Source organism: Pseudomonas baltica (assembly GCF_031880315.1).
In the GTDB taxonomy this organism is placed as follows: Bacteria; Pseudomonadota; Gammaproteobacteria; order Pseudomonadales; family Pseudomonadaceae; genus Aquipseudomonas.
This window is the reverse complement of sequence record NZ_CP134771.1, coordinates 137,088-159,232: the sequence shown is the minus strand read 5'-3', so window position 1 is coordinate 159,232 and position 22,145 is coordinate 137,088. Positions and strand designations below refer to the sequence as shown.

The following is a 22,145-nucleotide window of genomic DNA, read 5'->3' as shown; positions in this document are numbered from 1 at the left end:
AGGTCACACAACTGCGGAGGAGGGAGTGGCGGGGGGCGGCGGTGTCGCTTTGCGCGCCGCACGGGCGGTGTGCACCAATGACCAACACAGGAAACTGATGGTCATCACACCCAGTACCCGGAAGACGTCATTGAATGCCAGTACGTTGGCTTCTCGGGTAGCGGCCTGGCTTAGCTGGGATATGCCCTGCGCGTTGCGTAGGGCGGGATCAGGCTGGGTCGCGGCATAGATCTGTCCCTGAATCTGCAGACGCTGCGCGATTACGGAATTGGTGGGGTCGATGTGTCCGTTGATCTGGCTGGAGTGAAACTTTTCCCGCAGGACCTGAAACGAGCCTAAAGCTGCTGGCCCTGCCAGCCCCCCGATACTTTGAGTGAGCGAGAAAAGCACGGCGAAGCTGACCATGTAATGAGGCCCATTCTTCAGCGCACTCATCACGCCTATCAGCAACAAAGGCCCCATGAACATCCCTGCCGCCACCGATAACAGGAATTGACTGAAGAACATATTTTGCGGACGTGTCAGGTTGGTGGCATCGGCATCCATGAAACTGCCTACTGCGACCAGCACGATAGACGCCAGAATCTGCGGTATGGCAGCTTTCTCGCTGAACGTCATGGCGCTGACGAGTATCCCCGCCACAAGCCCTGCAAGCATGACTGCATACAAGGGCTGCAATTGATCGGCTGCCATGCCCAGATTCTGTAACAGGCCAACCGCGCCATAGGTTTGTTCGGAAAGGATGAAGCGCAACATCAGCGCGCCCAAGGCAAAACGTATCGTTTCGAGCGAAGCCAACCAGCGGGTTTGCAGCAACGGGTTCTTGCGCTGGTGCTCGATCATGACGGCCACGGTCAGCAATACAACGGCGGCGATCAATGCATAGCCAATCCACGTTTGGGTATTCCACCACTGGACGCGGCCCTGGGTCAGTACCGCAGCAAACAAACCCAGCGCAGGGGCGAGCAGGGAAAAAGTGAGAAAGTCCAGTGGTTCGAAAGCCTTGATCTGCACGCCGGGCGGCAGTTTGAGCGCCACTACGGCGGCCAGGCAGCACAGCGCCAAGCCCGCCTCGAAGACATACAGACGATGCCACTCGCCCATGTCGAGCAAGGCGGGGGAGATCAGCCAGGCGAGCGGCGTGGCCAATTGAGAGATACCGATGCCAAGGACCAGGGCGCTCCCCATTGCAGCCTTTTTAAATGCCTGCAACATGTACATCACGGCCAGGGTGCTGACGGTCGCCCCGGCAAAACCGCTGGCGGCCCTGACGAATACCGCCATGGTGAAGCCGTCGATGAATACATGCGCAACCGTGAGCACGACATAGGCGAGCAGACCAATTTCAGCGAAACGTCGCAGACCAAACTGTTGGCGAAACTTAACCAACAGCAATGCGGTAGAGATGTTCACCATCAGGTAGGCAGCCGGCAACCAGGCCGCTTCGGAGTGGGTCAATCCCAGATGCCCCTGGATATTGGCAAGGTTGGCGCTGATCAGTGCGTTGCCTAATCCCCCTGTAATGCCCAGCAATGTCGCAACAAGCGCATAGGCCAATCGCACGAGCGGGCTGTGATAGGGGGTGGAAGGAGAACCTGGCATCGATGGCCGTTCATGCGCTTCCCATTTTGGCGTCGGTTCAAGGTACTCAGCCAAGCGCAGTAATCTCGATAAACCGTTATGGGCGAAGGTGCCGTTCAGTTTGCGGTATACTAGACGGGTGAGTCGAGTATTAGTTCATTTTACGACGACATCAAATCGGTCATAATGGACGGCCAAATCATGTATCTCTCCCATGACTGACAAGAAACCCTCTTCATCCCGTCCCCCTCAGCAAGCCCGCGGCCGCGAGCGGGTATTGGCGATATTGGACGCTTGCGCCCGTTTGATCCTGCTCGAAGGTGCCGCCCAGGTGACGATGCATGGCATTGCCCGAGAAGCTGGAACATCGATTGGCTCGCTCTATCATTTCTTTTCAGACAAGCAGCGAGTGCTGGAAGCGTTGGGTGAACGCCATATACAGTTGCTGGCGGTCATTACGGACGAATTGATGGCCATCGACGACAGTGTCTGGGTCGACGAAAGCGCAGACGGCGTTATCGCTCGACTGATCGTTCCGATCCTGCGCTACACCGAGCAGCATCGGGACCTGGTTTCATTGATCTTTCCGCTCGATGGCACTTATCGTCTGAGTAACCCTGATCTGCGCCTGCGGATCGAAGGCATCTACGCACGGGTGCTTCAGATCCGATTGCCGGATGTGACTGCCGAGGCACGCCAAACCTACGTCCTGGCATTGATAGGGCTGCCCATGGGCGCCTTTCAGATCGCGCAGGAAAATAATGCGTTGTCCAGGCGTATCTTGATTGAGGAGCTTCCGAGAGCCCTGACCGCTTACCTGAAAGCCCTGGAAGGACTTCATAAAGTAACTGGGTAGATGTGCGCCCAAAACTTGGGTGTACCGAATGCCGTCGTGAGTCTGATGTGTGCCGCAATCCCGGAAGGTGGATTGTCCCGTACAGGCATACGGTGAATAGAAGACCATCGGCGGAAACCGTAATCCAATGATTCGTGCTTCGGCCGGGCCTTCTCGGAGAACTGCAGTACCGCGTTGTTGCCTGGTGTCAGCTTGCCCAGTGAACCCGTAGACTTTCCAATGGCACCGCCAGGCCATATTCGCTGCCGGGAATGATGCGGACAGTGAAGTCTTCTATCTCCCGGTCACCGCGCGTCTCCACAACGTAGAGCCGCGTCTGGGCATGCTCATCGGCCGGTTTGAGCGTCATGTCCAGCACTTGCGCGGGCGCATGACCGCGTTGCTCCGCATACAACTGTACGCGTAGAGCACTTACGGGTAGAGCACCAGTATCGATTGCCACTTCCACTTTGTACGTCAGTGCCGGCCCGCGGGTGATCCGAGTGTCGAGTATCTTAATCTCGTCCCAATGTTCATCCAGGGACGTGAGTCGATCTCTCAACAGGTTCGCCACGGCACTACGCTCTTTCGTCCGCTCACGGTAGCGGAGGGCGCCTGGCAGATAGTAGCGCTCGGTGTACTCGCGTACCGCCCGGTCGGCGGAGTATTCCTGCACCAGATTGCTCATGCTACTGCGGATGTGCTGGATCCAGCGCCGAGGCAGTCCATCGGCGTCGTGCTCATAGAAGGTCGGAATGATCTCGTTTTCCAGCAGTTGATATAGCTGTTCAGCGTCCCTGGCATCTGCACCCGGATCGGCTTCGGGCTCCTCGCTACCATCGCCAATGGCCCAACCCAGCCCTGGCTCATAGGCTTCTGCCCACCAACCGTCCAGTTGCGACAGGTTCAGACCCCCATTGGCCAGGATCTTCATGCCGCTGGTGCCGCTGGCCTCCCATGGACGCCTTGGGGTGTTAATCCAGACGTCCACACCGCTTACCAAATGCTGTGCCACACGCATATCGTAATCGTCGAGAAAGGCGATGCGCCCCTGGCTGTCGGTGTCGCGAATGAAGGCATGCCATTGAGCGAGCATTGCCTGGCCCTGCAGATCTGCAGGATGCGCCTTGCCTGCTACCTGCAACTGGGCCGGCCATCGTGAATGTTGGATCAGATTGAGCAAGCGTTGTGGATCATGCAGCAACAGGTTGGGGCGTTTGTAGGTGGCGAAGCGGCGGGCAAAACCCAAGGTCAGAACATCGGGGTCGAACCACTGCTGACACGCGTCGATCTGTTGCAGCGATGCTCCATGAATCGCTCGCTGACGAGCCAGATGATCACGGCTATAGTCCAGCAACGCACTCCGGGCCCGGCGGCGGATATTCCAGAGGTCCTGATCACTGAAGCTGCTCAGCGCCTGCTCGGCGCTCAGTTCCGGTTCACCTCCGCTGGGTTGTCCCTTATGCCAGTGTTTCCAGGCCTCCAGTGCATCGGCGCCTATCCAGGTCGCCAGATGAATGCCGTTCGTGACATGGCCGATGGGTACCTCCGCCGCTGGCCAGCGCGGATACAGCGGTTCGAAGATGCGTCGGCTGGTGGCGCCATGCAGTTCGCTCACTGCATTGATCGCCCCGCGGCACGACTGGCAAGCCAAGCCATGTTAAATGGCGAATCAGGCACTCCGGGCTGTTCCTGACCAAGACTGATCACTCGTGCCACGGGCTGTGCCAGCTCCTGCTGGATGTAATGGCCCAGGCACTTTTCGATCAGCGCTGGCGGAAAACGATCAAAGCCGGCCGTGACCGGCGTACGGGTGGTGAACAGGTTGCCTGCACGAGTGGCTGTCAGGGCTACCTCGAAGTCGACATTGTGTTTGCGCTGATAGCTGAGCGCACGCTCCAGCACTGCAAATGCGGCATGGCCATCGTTAAGGTGCAGCACGTCCGGTTCGACGCCGGCGGCCTCCAGTAGACGCCAGCCGCCAATGCCGAGAACCAGTTCCTGGCGCAGACGCATTTCCAGATCGCCGCCATAGAGTTCGCCGGCGATCAAGCGCACTGGCGGCGGATTGGCCGGGTCATTGGTGTCGATCAACAGCAGGCGGTTACGTCCGACATTGACTTGCCATCCACGTAACCAGATGGTCCAGCGGGGAAATGGCAGGCCAGCCGCACCGGGTTTCCGCTGCCATCGAGCAACGGCCTTACGGGCATCTGTCGGGTGTCATTGACCGGGTACAACGCTTGCTGATGTCCCCTGGCTGTCGAACTCCTGACGAAAGTAACCGTGCTGCCAGAGCATGCCTACCGCCGTGACCGGCACGCCTAGATCGCTGGCCGCCTTGAGCTGATCCCCGGCCACGTTTCCCAACCCGCCGGAATAAATGGGCAGTGCATCGCTGAGCATGAACTCCATGGAAAAGTACGCGATGCAGCAGGCTTGTTCTTGCCGATGGCTTTGGTGAAACCAGCCTGGCGTGTTCAATTCGTCGTAGCGGGTCTGCGACAGCGCCTGCAACTGCGCACGAAACGTCGGCTGTCGCAACAACCCCTCAATGTGATCGTCACTGACACTGGATAGCACCAGGCAAGGATTGCGGCTGAGCAGCCATAGATCATTGTCCATGAGCCGCCAGATCAAGTCGTTCAAACTCGACCAGGTAATGCTCAGGTCGAATGCCAGCTCATCCAGGTCCATGCGCAGCTTTTCGATACTTTTTTCCAGCGCCATAAAGCCTCTCCGGTGCGTGTCACTAGCTTGGTAAAGGGCGGTTACGCGGGTTGAACTATTTCTCCTGTCTCACGGCTCGGAAGAACCGAATGCACGCCGTTGCATTGACGGCGTAAACGCCTGAGTGTGTCGCCTGTGATGACCGACGATTAGGTTGCACATGCAGCTTGCGTATTCAAATTTCCCGCTGAAGAAGTGATCTCCATAGCGATTTCATGCCGGGCAAAAAATGTTCAGAACTGAATGCATTACCGTCGAGCTGTCCGACCAAAGAGCGCATCGAAACTGTCAGGGCAATAGCACCGGAGACATTATAGAAAAACAGCTCGGGATCAACGTTTTCAAGAAAGCCATCAGCGATTGCGAGCTCAACGGTTGGCAGCAAGACCTCTTGTGCGGGCCTGATGAGGCGCTCATAGACGTAGTGGAATCTTTCATCCCTCTGGGCGATTTCCTTTATGACGAACATCGACATTTCCGGTGCATCTGCTGAAAAGTCGATCATCTGGTCAATCGCAAGCTGAAGTCGGTCCATGGACGTTCCATCGGCGAACTCGGCGGGACTTCGTGATCGACTCAGTTCCAGGACAAATTTACTTGCTATGTCATCCACGACTGCTTTCCACAGATCCAGCTTTGCGCCATGGCGATGCGCGATCAAGGCCACGTCGACGTCCGCCGCGGTAGCGATACGCCGCAGGCTGGCACCTTCGAAACCGTGGGTTGCGAAGCACGTCAATGCAGCCCGCAGAATGGCATCGGGTTTGACCTCGTCGGCTTTGGGCGGCCTGCCCCGGCGTTTGGTGAGCTCGTTGGGCATTCGGTGGATATACCTGATCTAGACGGATTGGTTGACATGTGCGTCGAAGCGACGCTTTAATCAACGGTCGATGAATTAATTTTCATGGTGGGGTAATCCTAGCACCGGATCGTGGGGGGCGTCTCGCTATTGAGGGCCCAGAACGAGGCTGACCCGCTGTCGTTTCAGGGCGAGCCAACTGCTGACCTGAATTTGTAGCCACACTCGGTCGCCGCGGCCGGAACCGGATATTGCTCAAGACTTGCGCATTGCCGTTGCGCGGATCGAACATTTTTGAACTCGTTAACGGATTCATTGGGCGGACCTATTCCCAAGCTTTGCAGCCAAGTCGCTTTGTACGCCGCATAAGCGGAGGCCAGGCCACTTCGCTTTGGCTGCCGAACGCCTGAATTGAACGTAAAGCCCAAGGACTAAGGTCGTTATTCATGAAAGTACCTGGCAATAAGCTGTTAGTGCCCCTGGGCGTCGTTGTTGTGTTGGTTGCAGGCTGGTTTATGTGGAAGGCCTTGAACCCTGTCGGGTTTGGCGACGGGTTTGTCAGCGGGAACGGGCGTATCGAGGCCACCGAGGTGGATGTCTCGGCAAAGCTTGCAGGCCGTGTGGATGACATCCTGGTGCAGGAGGGTGACTTTGTCGAACGCGGACAGATGTTGGCAAGCATGCAAATCCAGGCGCTTACGGCTCAGCGTGATGAGGCTGTCGCTCAGCATCAGCGGGCGATCAACACGGTGTTGGGCACCAAGGCACAGGTATTGGTGCGTCGAAGCGACAAATTGGCTGCCGAGGCGCTGGTCGCCCAACGCGAAAGTGAACTTGACGCCATGAAGCGGCGACTGAAACGTTCCGAAATGCTGTCTCGCGAAGGCGCTTTGTCGACTCAGCAATATGACGATGACCGGGCGAACGTACGGAGCGCGGAGGCGACTCTGAAGGCGGCTCAAGCTCAGGTAGCCGCCGCTCAAGCCAATATCGAGGCTGCTCAAGCCGAGGTCGTGGGCACGCAATCGGCGGTGACGGCGAGCCTGGCCACGATTGCTCGAATAGAGGCCGACATCATCGATAGCCAGCTGGTCGCGCCACGCGCCGGGCGCGTGCAGTACCGTGTTGCTCAGCCGGGCGAAGTGTTGGCGGCGGGCGGCAAGGTACTCAACCTGGTTGATCTTTCCGACGTATACCTGACGTTTTTTCTCCCGGAAAGTGTGGCGGGGCGGGTCGCGCTGGGCAGCGATATCCGCATCATTCTCGATGCCGCACCTCAGTACGTCATACCGGCGAAGGTCTCGTTCGTTGCCAGCGTTGCACAATTCACCCCGAAGACCGTTGAAACGACCAGCGAACGTCAAAAGCTGATGTTTCGTGTCAAGGCGCAGATAGACCGGGACCTTTTGCTGCGCAACCTCACACAGATCAAGACCGGGCTGCCCGGTGTGGCCTGGGTAAAGCTTGACCCGCAAACCGAGTGGCCGGCCGAGCTGGCTGTGAAAGTCTCTAAATGACGGACGAACTCCACGGCGATTCTTTGCCTGGCGTCGCCAGCGTCAGGGACGTTGTGCTGACCTACGCAAAGACCCAGGCGTTAGCCAACATTACTCTGGATATTCCTGCTGGCAAGATGGTAGGGCTCATCGGCCCCGACGGTGTGGGTAAATCCAGCCTTCTGTCGCTTCTGGCGGGAGCCAGGGCGATACAGCAGGGCCAGGTCAGCGTGCTGGGCGGCGATATGCGCCAGGTGGCCCATCGCAATCGGGTGTGCCCACGTATTGCCTATATGCCACAGGGATTGGGCAAAAATCTCTACCCGACGCTTTCGGTCGAAGAAAACCTGCAGTTTTTCGCCCGCCTGTTTGGCCATGACGCCACGGAGCGCCGTCGCCGTATCGATGACCTGACTCGCAGCACGGGGCTGTACTCATTCCTCACCCGGCCAGCCGGCAAATTGTCAGGCGGCATGAAACAGAAGCTGGGCCTGTGCTGCGCGTTGATTCATGACCCTGATCTGCTGATTCTGGACGAACCCACCACCGGCGTGGATCCTCTGGCGCGGGCCCAGTTTTGGGACCTGATCGGTAGCATAAGGCAGCAACGGGCAAGAATGAGTGTCATTGTTGCCACCGCCTACATGGATGAAGCGCAGCGCTTTGACTGGCTGGTTGCGATGGACGCCGGCAAAGTGCTGGCGACCGGTTCGCCCGAGCAGTTACTGGCCAGTACCCAATCCCGGGATCTGGAAGCTGCGTTTATCGCCTTGCTGCCGGAGGAAAAGCGCCGCGGTCACCAACCGGTGCATATCGACCCCTTGGAGAACGTCGCAGAACCTGAGATCGCTATCGAAGCCCGGGATCTCACTATCCGCTTCGGTGATTTCGTGGCGGTGGATCATGTCAGTTTCCGTATTCGCCGCGGCGAAATCTTTGGTTTTCTCGGCTCCAATGGCTGCGGTAAATCCACCACCATGAAGTTGCTGACGGGGCTATTGCCGGCCAGTGAGGGCACGGCAAGTCTGTTTGGACGCGAAGTCAACCCCGACGACATTGGTACGCGGCGTAGAGTCGGTTATATGTCGCAGGCGTTTTCGCTCTATAGCGAGCTTACCGTTCGGCAAAACCTGGTACTTCACGCACAGCTGTTCCAAATGCCGGAAGAGCAGATCGGCCCGCGGATCAACGAGCTTGCCGAACGCTTCAGCCTTGGCGAGGTGCTGGGCAGTCTTCCAGAAAGTCTACCGCTGGGGATCCGCCAGCGCCTGTCTCTGGCGGTTGCGACGGTTCATCGGCCCGAGTTGCTGATTCTCGATGAGCCGACCTCAGGCGTCGACCCGATTGCGCGCGACGGCTTCTGGAACCTGCTGATCGAGCTGTCCCGGCGTGATCGCGTGACCATTTTCATTTCCACCCACTTCATGAACGAGGCTGAACGTTGCGATCGCATTTCGTTAATGCACGCGGGCAAGGTGCTGGTCAGCGATACGCCCGGACATATCGTTGAGCAGCGCGGAGCCAGTTCACTGGAACAGGCCTTCATCGCTTACTTGCAAGAGGCCGCAGGCAAGTTGGACGAGGAGCCGGCGAAGGCCCCTTCACCCGCGATCAATCTCAAGCAGTCCAATTCTGCGGGTCAGCCGAATTTCAGCGTCAATCGCATGTTCAGTTACCTGTGGCGCGAAGCATTGGAACTGCAACGTGACCCCGTGCGTGCGACGCTGGCCCTGATAGGGTCGCTGGTATTGATGCTGGTGATGGGTTTCGGCCTGAGTATGGATGTGGAAAATCTCAGTTATGCCGTGCTGGACCATGACCAGACCGAACTGAGCCGTAACTATGCGCTTAACCTCTCTGGCTCCCGGTATTTCAAGGAGATGCTGCCGTTGGCCGACTATGAGGATCTGGACCAGCGCATGCGCAGTTCGAAGATCACGCTGGCCATCGAGATACCGCCAGGTTTTGGGCGGGATTTGCAAAGGGGAGCGCCGGTGCAGATTGCGGCGTGGATCGACGGCGCGATGCCGTCCAGGGCCGAGACGATACTGGGCTATGTACAGGGCATGCACCAGACATGGCTGCAGGATCAGGCCTTGCATCGCCTAGGCACAGCGGGTAGCGACAGTTCGTTCAGCATCCAGACCCGGTTTCGCTATAACCCGGATGTCAAAAGCCTGCCCGCCATGGTCCCGGCCATCATTCCACTGCTGCTGCTTATGCTGCCCGCCATGCTCACGGCGCTGTCGGTCGTCCGGGAAAAAGAGCTGGGCTCGATCATCAATTTATATGTCACGCCGGTGACGCGGACCGAATTTTTAGTGGGTAAGCAGTTGCCGTATGTGGCGTTGGCGATGATCAACTTCCTGCTGATGACATTGATGGCGGTCACGCTGTTCGATGTGCCGGTCAAAGGCAGTTTCATGACTCTGCTGCTGGCCGCGTTGATCTATAACGTCATCGCCACCGGGATCGGCTTGCTGGCGTCGACACTGACCAGCAGCCAGATCGCTGCGATGTTTTTCACCATGATCGGCACCATGATCCCGGCTATCCAGTTCGCCGGGCTGCTCAACCCGGTGTCCTCGCTGGAGGGCGCGGCCAGATTCGTGGGTGAAGTCTATCCGGCGACGCACATGCTCAATATCAGCCGCGGCGTATTCGGTAAATCCCTGGGTTTCGATGACCTGCATAACGAGTTCTGGCCGCTACTGGTCGCCGTGCCGTTGATTCTGATGCTGACGGTTGCCCTGCTCAAGAAACAGGATCGCTGACATGCAGTCGCTCAAGAATGTTTATCGGCTGGGAATCAAGGAGCTGTGGAGCCTGGCCCGGGACCCGACGATGCTGGTGTTGATCATCTACACCTTTACCTTTTCGGTCTACACCGCCGCAACTGCTCAGCCGGACGTGCTGCACATGGCACCGATAGCAATCGTCGATGAAGACCAGTCGCCATTATCCGGACGCATTGCCTCGGCTTTTTTCCCGCCGCAGTTCACTACGCCGATAATGATCTCCCTGGAGCAGGTTGATGCTGGCCTCGACGCGGGTGACTACACGTTCACGCTCACTATCCCGCCAAATTTCCAACGGGATGTGCTGGCGAACCGGGTGACGGAAATCCAACTCAACGTGGATGCCACCCGCATGTCCCAAGCCTTCACTGGCAGCGGTTATATCCAGCAAATGATCAACGGCGAAATCACCGAGTTCGTGCAGCGATACCGCGGCGCTCTGGCCCTGCCTGTGGAGTTGGTCACCCGCATGCGGTTCAATCCTTCTCTTGAACACGCCTGGTTTGGCGCGCTGATGCAAATCATCGACAACGTCACCATGTTGTCCATTGTCCTGACCGGCGCAGCGCTGATTCGTGAGCGTGAACACGGCACCATCGAACACCTGTTGGTCATGCCGGTGACACCAGGGGAAATCATGTTGGCCAAAGTCTGGTCGATGGGCCTCGTGGTGCTTACCGCCGCTGCGCTGTCGTTGATATTCATCGTGCAGGGCGTGCTGCATGTGCCGATCGAGGGCTCCATTCTATTGTTCCTGGCCGGGGTCGCGTTGCATCTGTTCGCGACTACGTCCATGGGCATATTTCTGGCGACACTGGCGCGAAGCATGCCGCAATTCGGCATGTTGATGATTTTGGTACTGCTGCCGCTCCAAATGCTCTCAGGCGGCAGCACTCCACGCGAGAGCATGCCTGAACTCGTTCAGAACATCATGCTGATAGCGCCTACCACCCATTTTGTGGAGCTGAGTCAGGCGATTCTTTATCGCGGGGCAGGGGTGATGGTGGTGTGGCCAACATTCGTGACGTTACTCATCATCGGCTCGGTGTTGTTTGCGATTTCGCTTTCCCGCTTTCGCAAAACGATTAGCCAGATGGCGTGATAGCTAGGTTTACCCAAGCAGAGCAGACACTCGGATTGTCATTTTTACCAGTAAGGGTTTTTTGTGTCGTTGCATCATTTGAAGAGTTCGGCTCCTGTTTGGCCGAGAGCCATGTTGATCTTACTCGTGGTATCTATCGGTGGTTGTGCCGGGGTTAAGGTCAACACCATTGATAATCGCGATTATCTCTCACTTCGGCGTGGCGACCTGCTGACGTCAGGGCAGCTCAGCGCGGCAGCGCGCACCGCTTTGCAAGTCGCTGGTGTCGAAGAAAAACACTGCGACGAAGTCCCGCAAGACTGCCGCGAACAGGTGCGTAAGAATACTGGCTTGGGCGAGGAGCAGCGTCTTGCCACGCTGTCTGAGTTGTGGCTACAAGAGGCTCAGCATGCACGCAGCTCATTAAGTGCCGAACGACGTACCGACGCATTTCTGGAAAGCGCGCGTTATGCCTATGCCTATTTGTTCATGACCGCAAGAACACCCAGTCAGAGAGCATTGGAAGATCGTCAGTCTCAGGTCCGCGATTACTACAACTTCTCCGTTCAGCAAGCGCTCAGCGAGTTGTTCGAACGGTATCGGGGGCATCCGCCGCAGGCCGAAGACGACCAAGGGAATTTCCGACTGCGAGCAGGTCGCTGGACAGTGTTCGGGCGAATGGAAAATGTGCGTCTGGCCAACGAGCGTTCCTTGCCTCAGGGACTTATTCCGGCCTCATCCCTGTCATTTGCCGGGCTGCGCAATCAGTATCGCCGTGACGGGATCGGTGCCGAGCTGGTGGCGGTCACGGCGAAAAAGGTGGTTAACAGCGACAGTGATGAACAGCCCTGGAGCGAGACGCCTTTTCCGGCCCTGACCGCCGTCGCTCGCTTTCCTGGTCAAACCCTTGAGCAGGTGTTGACCACCGACGAGGTCGAGCTGCTGGCCTATGACCCGTACCGGCAGGACGCTGTGAAGCTTGCCGGCAACGAAACGCCGTTGGCGGCTAATTTCACCTCGGGCTATGGTTTGTGGCTTGCGCGCTCCGGGTTTGCCCGCCAGTCATTGCTCACGCTGGTGGGCAGGGGGGAAGTCCTGAAAAAGCCTCATCTATACCTGTTGCAGCCCTACGACCCCGACCGCCATGTCGTGATCATGTTGCACGGCCTTGCAAGCAGTCCTGAGGCGTGGATCAACGTTGCAAATGAAGTGCTCGGTGATGAAAACCTGCGGCGCAATTACCAGGTCTGGCAGTTGTATTACCCGACCAACCTGCCTCTGGCGCTGAACAACGCCACGATCCGTAATGTCATTGAGCAGACGCTGCAGCATTTCGATCCCGATCAAACCGCACGGGCCAGCCACGATGTGGTGCTGGTAGGTCATAGCATGGGCGGTGTTCTGTCCCGTCTTATGGTGTCGACGTCCGGCACAGGGGTACGGGATGCCTTGCTGTCCAAGTACAAAATGAATGACCAACAATTAGCGGCTGCGCACAGCAACCTTGACCCGTTTTTGCAGTTCACCCCTCTGCCGCAGGTCAGCCGCGCGATTTTCGTCGCCGCACCGCACCGGGGGACGCCATTTGCCGAGAACCGCATTTCTCGATGGGCTGCCGGGCTTGTTCAGTTACCGATGTCGGTGCTTGACCGGTTCAAGCAGCTCGCGCAATTGCTGGTGGTGCCAGGCAGCGCATCCTCTGCGGCCATGGCCCGGCCGCTAAACAGCATCGATAACTTGAGTAACCGTGATCCGTTCGTAATGGCGGTGGCAGACCTGCCCATCTCTCCTCAGGTGCAATATCACAGCATCATCGGTAACCACACGCCCTCTCTGGCACTGACCGTGTCCGATGATGGTGTGGTGCCCTACAGCAGTAGTCACCTGGCGGGCGCCCAATCGGAGAAAATAGTGCCCTCAGGGCATAGCGTTCAGGACACCCCCGAGGCAATTATCGAGATCCGGCGAATTCTTCAGCAGCATCTTCAAAACCTGCACGAGCCGGAGGGGATTCGAAAATGAGCCCTGCACGCAAGGTTATCGGCATACTGCTGCGCAGCCTGGCGACCCTGGCAGGCGGCGGCTTCCTCGCCTGGGGTGCGTTAGCGCTGAGTTATCGACTTGAACTGCCGTCGTGGGCCTGTAACGCGTTGATCTTCGCCTGGTGTCTATGCGGCGTAGGTTTGGTCGTACTGACGTGGAGCGCACGGCCCTTGCGCGCCGTTCTCGGTTACGCCGTACTGCTGGTCAGTATCGGCGTTTGGTGGGGCACGCTCATACCGTCGAACGAGCGCATCTGGGCAGATGACGTTGCGCGAATGACCTCAGGCAAACTCAATGGCAACAGGCTCACCCTGAGCAATGTGCGCACCTTCGAGTGGCAAACGGATGACAATTACCAGATACGTTGGGAGGCGCGTGAGTATGACCTGGATCACTTGGCTTCGGTGGACATGATCACTTCGTACTGGGGAATGCCCGCTATCGCTCACGTCATGGTGTCGTTCGGTTTCGATGACGGTCGATTTCTGTTATTCAGCGTCGAAACCCGAAAAGAGAAGGGCGAGAGTTATTCTGCGATCGCCGGTTTTTTCAAACAGTATGAAGTCAGCATTCTAGCGACTGACGAACGTGACGCGCTGCGGGTTAGGACGAACGTGCGCGGTGAGGACGATTATCTCTATCGCGTTGCGTTGTCCGCCCCTCAGCGCAAGGCCTTGTTGTTGTCATACGTTGAACAGACCAATGATTTGCTGAATCACCCGCGCTTCTACAATACCGTCACTGCCAATTGCACCAGCATTGTCTTCGACATGATGAACACCATCGTCACGGGCTTGCCGATGGACTACCGTTTGCTTCTGACCGGTTACCTGCCGGGCTACGTTTACGATGTTGGAGGCCTGCAGCCAGGTTATTCGCTCCAGGCGTTGCGTGATGCCGGTCGCATCACCGAACGGGCGAAGTCGGAATCGGGCAATGCTTTTTCCGTGCGGATCCGGGAGGGCGTGCCGGGTTGGTAATCCTTTGATTTATTCAACGTTCGATGATTTAATCGGTCCGGCCTTTACTTTGCGGGGCAGGGAATAATCAGCGCCTCGAAGAAGGCCCCGGTCCAGCACGTGCGTCCCATACTGATGTCCCATTCGGAAAAAGGAAGACATTGTGAAAGCCCTCGTCTATCAAGGCCCTGGCATTAAAGTCTGGACCGACAAACCTACCCCGCTAATCGATAAACCTACTGACGCCATTATTCGCCTGCTGCACACGACGATATGTGGCACTGACTTGCACATTCTCAAGGGCGATGTCCCTGCGGTAACGCCGGGCCGGACGCTTGGCCATGAAGGGGTGGGCATTGTCGAGACGGTAGGTTCGGCTGTACGTAATTTCAAGCCTGGCGACCATGTGCTGATTTCCTGCGTGACGTCTTGCGGCAGCTGTGCCAATTGCCGCCGCCAGATGTATTCCCACTGCGCGGACGGCGGTTGGATTCTTGGCCACATGATCGATGGAACTCAAGCTGAATACGTTCGCATTCCACACGCCGATAACAGCCTTTATCCGATTCCCGCCGGTGCTGATGAGGAAGCCCTGGTGATGCTCAGCGATATCTTGCCGACCGGGTTTGAAATCGGCGTGCTTGCCGGCAAGGTCAAGCCTGGCGACAGCGTGGTGATTGTCGGGGCGGGGCCAGTGGGCATGGCTGCATTGTTGACGGCTCAATTTTATTCACCGGCTACGCTGATCATGGTCGACGGTGATAGCAATCGCCTTGAGGTGGCCCAGCGTTTTGGTGCCACGCACGTGATCGACATCAAGACCGAGAATGCCATCGAGCGTATATTTGAATTGACCGATGGCGTCGGTGTAGACGTCGCGATTGAGGCGGTGGGTATTCCGGCTTCGTTCGATACCTGTCAGTCGGTGATCGCGCCCGGCGGCAATATTGCTAATGTTGGGGTACACGGCAAGAGCGTGGAGTTGCACCTGGAGAAGCTATGGATTCAGAACATCAACATCTCCACCGGGCTCGTTAACACCAACACCACGCCGATGCTGATCAAGACGGTGCAGGCCGGCAAGATCGACGCGAGCCAGTTGATCACTCATCGCTTTGCCTTGAATGACATCCTTCAGGCTTATGAAATCTTCGGCAATGCCGCCCAGGAGAAAGCGATGAAGGTCATTCTTAGCCAGTAAGACACGCCCACCCAGGATTCCAGGAGCTGCGAATGGCAACCCAGACTTTCCCCGCTGCGATGGGCGGTTCCTTATTGGTGCTTAATGCCGGCTCCTCGAGCTTGAAGTTCTCTCTCTATCACGGTAACGCCGATGAGCAGGGCGAACGACTGGCTCAGGGGCAAGGCAGCCTGGAACGGCGGGGAGAGCAGTGGGTGCTGTCGTTTATCGACAGGTTGGGCAAAGCCGCTGAGGAGCGCTGGCCGTTGCCTTTGAAAGCCGCCGACGCCCTGGAGCGTTTACTGCCGTGGATCGAAGCTCGCACCGGCGCGCCGTGGGTTGCCGCCGGACATCGCGGGGTGCATGGCGGCCTCCGTCAGGAAGTCGCTGCACTGGTCGATGAGACCTTGCTGACCGAGCTGCAGGCGCTCGCCCCCATCGCACCGCAGACCGGTGCGCGCCGCTATCCTGCGCGGGTGTGCCTGGCTTGGGCTCGAACTCGACGACGAGGCCAATCAAGCATCCGCTTCGCGTCTTTCGCTGCTCAACAGCCCGGTCAGGACCTGGATGATCCCTACCGATGAAGACCGGGTAATCGCCCGGTACACCCTGAAGCTTTTACCGACACCGTTACTCGACAGCAACCCGGATTGACCGCGAGCCTCTGGCGTTTGCCGGGCGCTCTCCATCGTCATATTTTCGTGGAGTCGCTATGTATACCTTCAATCCAGCGTTTTCCAGCGCCGATGATTCAAACCATGTCAGCCCCATGACGCCCGAGGCGGGTGGTCCGCTGACGCCAGAGTTGCTCGACCGGATGCATCGGTATTGGCAAGCCGCCAATTACTTGTGTGTCGGGCAGATCTACCTCAAGGCCAACCCGTTATTGCGCGAACCCTTGCAGGCCGAGCACATCAAGCCACGGCTGCTGGGGCACTGGGGAACGTCAGCAGGGCAAAACTTTATCTATGTTCACCTGAACCGCCTGATCAGCGAACAGCGAGTGTCCATGGTGTATATATCGGGGCCGGGCCACGGCGGACCGACCCTCAACGCCTGCGCATGGCTGGAAGGGACTTACAGCGACGTCCATCCGGACATCACTCCGGACGAGCCCGGCCTGCTGCGCTTTTTCCGCAGTTTTTCCACGCCCGGCGGAGTCCCCAGTCATTGTGGCCCGCATACGCCCAACTCGTTGCATGAGGGCGGCGAACTCGGCTACTCACTGGTGCATGCATTCGGTGCCGTATTCGATAATCCGGATCTGTGGGTGGCTTGCGTTATTGGTGATGGCGAAGCCGAAACCTGCCCTCTGGAGGGCAGTTGGAAGAGCGTGCGCTTCCTCGATGCTCGTCGCGACGGGGCGGTATTACCCATCCTGCACCTCAACGGCTACAAGATATCCGGACCTACGGTGGAGGCGCGTACTACCGATGCGGACCTCATCGAACTGTACCGTGGGCGTGGCTACGAACCCCTGATCGTCGCCGGTGAAGACTTGCCTGGCATGCACCAGCGCTTTGGGGCAGCGCTTGATGCGGCCTATGCAAAGGGCCGGCACATTCAACAGCAGGCCAGAGAGCAGGACGACACTTCGCCGCAGCGTTGGCCGATGATTATCCTGCGCAGCCCCAAAGGCTGGACAGGCCCGAAAGTCGTTGATGGCCTGCCGGTGGAAGGCACGTTCCGCGCGCATCAGGTGCCTTTGGCCAATGTCGTGCAGAATCCTGACCATCTGGCGCAGTTGGAGGCGTGGATGCGCAGCTACCAGCCACAAACCCTGTTTGATGATAAGGGCTCCCTGGTCGCTGACCTGCAGGCGCTGACGCCTCCCGCGCCGTTACGCCTGGGCGCGGTTCCATACGTCAATGGCGGTCGACTGCTCACGGCGCTGGATTTACCCAACTTCGCCGACTACGGCCTGCACGTCCCGGGGCCTGGCCAAGTGATCGCCGAGGCGCCTCGCAAGCTGGGCGAGTATTTGCGCGATGTCATTCGTACCAACCCGCATAATTTCCGGATATTCGGCCCGGACGAGACCAACTCGAACCGCTTGAACGCGGTCTTCGAGGCAACTGATCGAACCGCTGCGGGTCCGTTGCTGGGCATCGATGACCACTTGGCGCGCGACGGCCGAGTCATGGAGGTACTCAGCGAGCATCTGTGCGAAGGTTGGTTGGAAGGCTATTTGCTGACCGGCCGCCACGGCATGTGGTCGACCTATGAAGCCTTTGCGCAAGTGGTCGATTCCATGGTGACGCAACATGCCAAATGGTTGCAGCAATGCCGCGATTTCGCCTGGCGGCGGCCGCTGGCCTCACTCAACATCCTGCTGACCAGCCATGCATGGCGCAACGATCACAACGGGTTCAGCCATCAATCCACCGGTTTCGTCGACAACGTCCTGCAGCGCCGCTCCGACGTCGTGCGCGTCTATTACCCACCTGATTCCAACTGTCTGGTCAATGTCTTCGACCATTGTTTGCGCAGTCGCAATTACGTGAATGTCGTCACCTGCGGCAAGCAGCCGGATTTCCAGTGGCTTAATTTCGATCAGGCCCTGAAGCACTGCTCGCAGGGCGCATCGATTTGGGATTTCGCTACCAATGACGGTGGGGCGGAGCCGGATATCGTCCTGGCCTGCGCCGGAGATGTGCCAACAACAGAAGCGGTAGCGACCTCGTGGCTATTGCAGAAGCATGTACCCGGTATTCGTGTTCGCCTGGTGAATGTGGTGGATTTGAGCATCCTGGCCAGTCCTAACGACCGTCCTCACGGTATGGACCATGTCTCATTCGAAGCGCTGTTCACCCGGGAGGTGCCGGTGATGTTTGCCTTCCATGGTTCTACTTGGGTGATCCATTCCATGGTGCATGGGCGCGCGAACGAAGCACGCTTTCATGTACGTGGGTTCTCGGATCGCGGGACCACAACAACGCCGTTCGACATGGTCGTGCTGAACAATATGAGCCGTTATCGGCTCGCAATCGATGCGTTGTCGCACGTCCCCCGGTTGCGCTCCAGCAGCCTGGATGCAATGAGTTATTTTGAAGACCAGTTGCGTCGCCATCACACTTATATCCGAGAGCATTTCGAAGACATGCCCGAGATCCGCAACTGGCACTGGACCGCCGACTTTATGCAGCCACAGTCCCCACCGCCTTTGGCCAAAGGCCAGGCACGCGGGCAGACTTTCACCGATGCGTGACTCTGTTCAGAGTCATTTAATTTCATTTTAGAGCTTATGCGAGAACGCTATGAATGAAGGTGCGTCACCGGTTACCCCGCCGCAGCCTTTACGCTTTCCGCCAGGATTGATCGTCGCCGTTCTGGCCATGGTGATCGTGCTGTTGTTGCCATTACCTGCGGCGTTGCCGGTAGCCGGACATCGAATGCTGGCCATCCTGGTGTTTGCGGTTACGGTGTGGGTGACCGAGGCGGTTTCTTACGAGGCCAGCGCCATTATGATCACTTCGTTGATGGCGATATTGATCGGCACGGCACCGACCTTGCAAGATCCGTCCTACACCTATGGTTCATCGGCCGGCGTATCAATGGCCCTTGGCGGCTTTTCCAATCCAGCGCTTGCTTTGGTGGTTGGGGCATTATTCATCGCCGCCGCGATGACCCATACGGGCCTGGACCGTCGTATAGCGCTGGTGACCTTGACGAAGGTTGGGGCCAGCACAAGGCGGATTCTGTTCGGGGCGATGCTCGTGATTGTGCTGCTGAGCCTGGTAGTGCCCAGCGCTACAGCTCGTAGTGCCTGCGTGGTGCCGATCATGATGGGCGTGATCGCCGCCTTCGGCGTGGCCAAGCGCTCCAATATCGCAGCGGGTCTGATGATCATCGTTGCACAAGGCACCAGTATCTGGAACGTGGGTATTCAGACGACTGCTGCACAGAACCTGCTGACTGTGGGCTTCATGGACAAGATGCTGGGCCAGAGAGTGTCCTGGATCGATTGGTTGATCGCAGGGGCGCCCTGGGCGGTGATCATGTCGTTAGTGCTGATCGTGGTGGTGCTGAAAGTGCTCCCCCCTGAAAGCGACAGCGTGCCGGGTCGATTGGCAGCGGTGAGCCAAAGCCTGGCCGAACTCGGCCCTATGACTGGTCCGCAGAAGCGCTTGGGGATAGTATCGCTGCTGCTTTTACTGGCGTGGGCAACCGAAGGCAGGTTGCATGCGTTTGACACCACGTCAACCACCTATGCCGGATTGGTAATTCTATTATTGCCGCGTTTCGGCGTGATGACCTGGAAAGACGTACAATCTCGTATTCCTTGGGGTACGGTGATTGTATTCGGTGTCGGGATCAGCTTGGGCACTGCGCTGTTGACCACGCAGGCCGGGCAGTGGCTCGGTGCGCAGGTGGCCGGGCATACGGGGCTGGCATGGCAGAGAGCTTCGGGAAGACGATCAAGCGAGATTACGTGGCGCACATGCCCAAGCCGGATCGAGAAACAGCGCTGCGCAATCTGACGATTGCCTTCGAGCATTACAACGAGCAGCATCCGCACAGCGCTTTGAAATATCGGTCGCCGCGAGAATTTAGGCGTTTGGCAGCAGCATCAATTTAACGGGGAGTTGGTGTCCGGTCTGGTAGGGGCAAGTCCAGTCAAAATGACCTACCTAGCCGAACACGACTATCTCACCCAGCTGCCCAATCGGGTATTGTTCCAAGATCGGCTGGAGCAGGCGGTACGCGCCGCACGGCGCGATCACCAGCGCTTGGCGGTGATGTACATTGACCTGGATAATTTCAAACATATCAACGATTCTCTCGGTCATGCCCTAGGCGGCCAGCTGTTAGTCTCCGTGGCCGGCGCCTTGACCGGAAGTGTCCGCGCCTCAGATACCGTAAGTCGTCAAGGAGGGGACGAGTTCGTGGTGCTGCTGCCCGCCTTGCAGGTCGATGATGATGTTGAACCTGTTGCCAAGAAGATCCTGGAGGCCATCAGTGCGGGACATCGGCTGAACGACAGCATGCTTTATATCTCTGCGAGTATCGGTATCAGCTTCTTCCCCTCAGATGCCACCAACGTCGAAGACCTGATCAAACACGCCGATACCGCACTTTACGATGCCAAAATGAAGGGCCGCAATCGTTATCAGTTTTTCATGCCTGCCATGAATGCCAAGGTTGTGGAACGCCAACTCATCGAAGCGGATCTGCGCAGCGCCATCACTCTGGGACAGTTCATTTTGCATTACCAGCCGAAGGTGGATTTGAGCACTGGCCGAATTGCCGGTGTCGAAGCCCTGATACGATGGTTTCATCCACGCGAAGGCATGATTGCTCCATCCCGGTTTATCGATATCGCCGAAGACAGCCAGTTAATCATTCCGATGGGTGAGTGGGTCGTGCGCGCGGCGTGTCAGCAAATCAAGCGATGGAGTGAGCAAGGTCTGGATGCTGTGTGTATCGCTATTAATGTATCGGCCACCGAGCTGAGGCAGAGCCGCTATGTGGACACGATACTGGCGATTATCGAAGAGCAGGGTATCTCACCGCAGGCCCTACAGCTTGAGTTGACCGAAAGTGTGCTGATGACCGATCTGCCACAGAATCAGCAGGTGTTGTTGCGCCTGAAAGCGGCGGGTCTGAGTTTGGCACTGGACGATTTCGGGACCGGTTACTCCAGCCTGGCTTACCTGACTCAGCTGCCATTCGATGTTTTGAAGATCGACCAGTCGTTTATCCGGCATGTGAATTCGCGAGCAGATAATTCTGCGGTAGTCGCTGCCATACTCGCCACGGGTAAGAGCCTCCGGCACTGCGTAGTGGCCGAAGGGATCGAGGACTCCCAGTAATTGGCTTTTTTTCAACGTAATGGCTGTCAGCAAGGGCAGGGCTACCTACTCAGCCAGCCCTTGAGTGAAACGCAGGTGACAGCCCTGCTGCGTGTTGGCAGTGTATTGATACCGGTGTTGCAGAACGCATAATGTGCTGCAGACTCCAATCATACATGGGAGTGGGAATGCGTCCGTTATGGCTTGTTTTCAAGCTGCATCTTCACATCCTTGGCCCGGAGCGGCAGGCTGAGCAGGAAGCCCTGAGCATAGGGACAACCGAGTGCTTTGAGCTGTAGCAGCTGGCTTTGCGTCTCTATGCCCTCGGCCACGATCGCCAGATTCAATGCCTAACCCAGAGACAGAATGCTCTTGACGATGGCGATGCTGCGTTCATGGCTCATCATGCGTGAGATAAATGAGCGATCAATCTTGATGACATCGATAGGGTAGCGATCGATGTAGCCCAAAGAGCTATAGCCGGTACTGAAGTCGTCCAGAGCGATGCGAATACCCTGGGCGCGAAGTTCTTCCAAGGTCTGGGCGACAATCTCCGGCTCAGGCAGGAATACCGACTCGGTAATCTCGATCTGCAGAGCGCGCGCATCAAACCCGGTCTCGACAAGGATGTAGGCGACTTGAGTGGCGAAGTTCTTGCGGTTGAGCTCGGCCCCTGACACATTGACGTTGAGTTTGATAACGCTCTGCACGGTGCTGTTGCTCCATTTGTTGAGCTCCCGAACAGATCGATGTCAACCTTTGACCTCTACCTGCCAAGATTGTATCCGTCTGGCCAAGTCATCTACCAGACGCCGCGAGACCAAAATAAGGTATTCACTTAAGTGGCACCA

At 57.6% G+C, this 22,145-nt stretch carries 15 protein-coding genes and 3 pseudogenes; 12 read left to right on the top strand and 6 right to left on the bottom strand.

Annotated elements, in window-relative coordinates; all coding sequences use genetic code 11:
- Positions 1–3: 3 nt before the first annotated feature.
- A complete protein-coding gene (locus REH34_RS00725) occupies positions 4–1,602 on the bottom strand; it encodes an MFS transporter (protein ID WP_409373362.1) in 1,599 nt (532 codons plus the stop codon).
- Between the two features lie 193 nt (positions 1,603–1,795).
- Between REH34_RS00725 and REH34_RS00720 the strand changes: the two genes are divergently transcribed.
- Positions 1,796–2,437, top strand: a complete 642-nt coding sequence (locus REH34_RS00720; protein ID WP_311970385.1) for a TetR/AcrR family transcriptional regulator — start codon at positions 1,796–1,798, stop codon at positions 2,435–2,437.
- Between the two features lie 187 nt (positions 2,438–2,624).
- Here REH34_RS00720 and glgP read toward each other — a convergent pair whose 3' ends face one another.
- The 4 genes from glgP to REH34_RS00700 all read right to left on the bottom strand — a co-directional run bounded on the left by glgP (position 2,625) and on the right by REH34_RS00700 (position 5,966).
- Complete coding sequence (glgP, locus tag REH34_RS00715; protein ID WP_311970384.1) at positions 2,625–4,034, bottom strand: alpha-glucan family phosphorylase; 1,410 nt, start codon at positions 4,032–4,034, stop codon at positions 2,625–2,627.
- On the bottom strand, positions 4,031–4,510 hold the full coding sequence (locus tag REH34_RS00710) for a hypothetical protein (protein WP_311970383.1): 480 nt from the start codon (positions 4,508–4,510) through the stop codon (positions 4,031–4,033). Before REH34_RS00710 ends, glgP begins: the two co-directional genes overlap by 4 nt.
- Positions 4,511–4,639: 129 nt before the next feature.
- Positions 4,640–5,146 carry a DUF3417 domain-containing protein gene (locus REH34_RS00705; RefSeq protein WP_311970382.1) on the bottom strand — a complete coding sequence of 169 codons (507 nt, stop codon included), beginning with the start codon at positions 5,144–5,146 and terminating at the stop codon, positions 4,640–4,642.
- 175 nt (positions 5,147–5,321) lie between these two features.
- The gene (locus tag REH34_RS00700) at positions 5,322–5,966 is read right to left on the bottom strand and encodes a TetR/AcrR family transcriptional regulator (protein WP_057023568.1); all 645 of its coding nucleotides are present in this window, start codon (positions 5,964–5,966) and stop codon (positions 5,322–5,324) included.
- A gap of 425 nt (positions 5,967–6,391) precedes the next feature.
- On the opposite strand from REH34_RS00700, the gene REH34_RS00695 reads away from it, so the two are divergent.
- The 11 genes and pseudogenes from REH34_RS00695 (at position 6,392) to REH34_RS00645 (ending at position 21,315) form a co-directional block, all read left to right on the top strand.
- Positions 6,392–7,462 (top strand): HlyD family efflux transporter periplasmic adaptor subunit, encoded by a 1,071-nt coding sequence (locus REH34_RS00695; protein WP_311970381.1) that lies wholly within the window; start codon positions 6,392–6,394, stop codon positions 7,460–7,462.
- Positions 7,459–10,215 (top strand): ribosome-associated ATPase/putative transporter RbbA, encoded by a 2,757-nt coding sequence (rbbA, locus tag REH34_RS00690; RefSeq protein WP_311970380.1) that lies wholly within the window; start codon positions 7,459–7,461, stop codon positions 10,213–10,215. Before REH34_RS00695 ends, rbbA begins: the two co-directional genes overlap by 4 nt.
- 1 nt (position 10,216) lies before the next feature.
- Positions 10,217–11,341, top strand: a complete 1,125-nt coding sequence (locus REH34_RS00685) for an ABC transporter permease (RefSeq protein WP_311970379.1) — start codon at positions 10,217–10,219, stop codon at positions 11,339–11,341.
- Between the two features lie 111 nt (positions 11,342–11,452).
- Positions 11,453–13,342, top strand: a complete 1,890-nt coding sequence (locus REH34_RS00680; protein WP_311970378.1) for an alpha/beta fold hydrolase — start codon at positions 11,453–11,455, stop codon at positions 13,340–13,342.
- Positions 13,339–14,343, top strand: coding sequence for a DUF4105 domain-containing protein (locus REH34_RS00675; protein WP_311970377.1), 1,005 nt, complete (start codon positions 13,339–13,341; stop codon positions 14,341–14,343). Before REH34_RS00680 ends, REH34_RS00675 begins: the two co-directional genes overlap by 4 nt.
- A gap of 142 nt (positions 14,344–14,485) precedes the next feature.
- Entirely contained in the window at positions 14,486–15,523 is a 1,038-nt protein-coding gene (locus REH34_RS00670) for a zinc-dependent alcohol dehydrogenase family protein (protein WP_311970376.1), read from the top strand.
- Positions 15,524–15,555: 32 nt separating this feature from the next.
- The gene (locus tag REH34_RS00665) at positions 15,556–16,086 is read left to right on the top strand and encodes a hypothetical protein (protein ID WP_311970375.1); all 531 of its coding nucleotides are present in this window, start codon (positions 15,556–15,558) and stop codon (positions 16,084–16,086) included.
- A gap of 128 nt (positions 16,087–16,214) precedes the next feature.
- A complete protein-coding gene (locus REH34_RS00660; RefSeq protein ID WP_311970374.1) occupies positions 16,215–18,710 on the top strand; it encodes a phosphoketolase family protein in 2,496 nt (831 codons plus the stop codon).
- A gap of 49 nt (positions 18,711–18,759) precedes the next feature.
- A pseudogene (locus REH34_RS00655) lies at positions 18,760–19,893 on the top strand (SLC13 family permease); the annotation flags it as partial.
- A pseudogene (locus REH34_RS00650) lies at positions 19,893–20,081 on the top strand (integrase core domain-containing protein); the annotation flags it as partial. The pseudogenes REH34_RS00655 and REH34_RS00650, both read left to right, overlap by 1 nt.
- 43 nt (positions 20,082–20,124) lie before the next feature.
- Positions 20,125–21,315: an EAL domain-containing protein gene (locus REH34_RS00645; RefSeq protein WP_311970373.1), complete on the top strand. Its 1,191-nt coding sequence runs from the start codon at positions 20,125–20,127 to the stop codon at positions 21,313–21,315.
- 176 nt (positions 21,316–21,491) lie between these two features.
- Here the strand turns inward: REH34_RS00645 and REH34_RS00640 are convergent.
- Positions 21,492–22,031, bottom strand: a pseudogene (locus REH34_RS00640) (EAL domain-containing protein); the annotation flags it as partial.
- Positions 22,032–22,145: the final 114 nt, after the last annotated feature.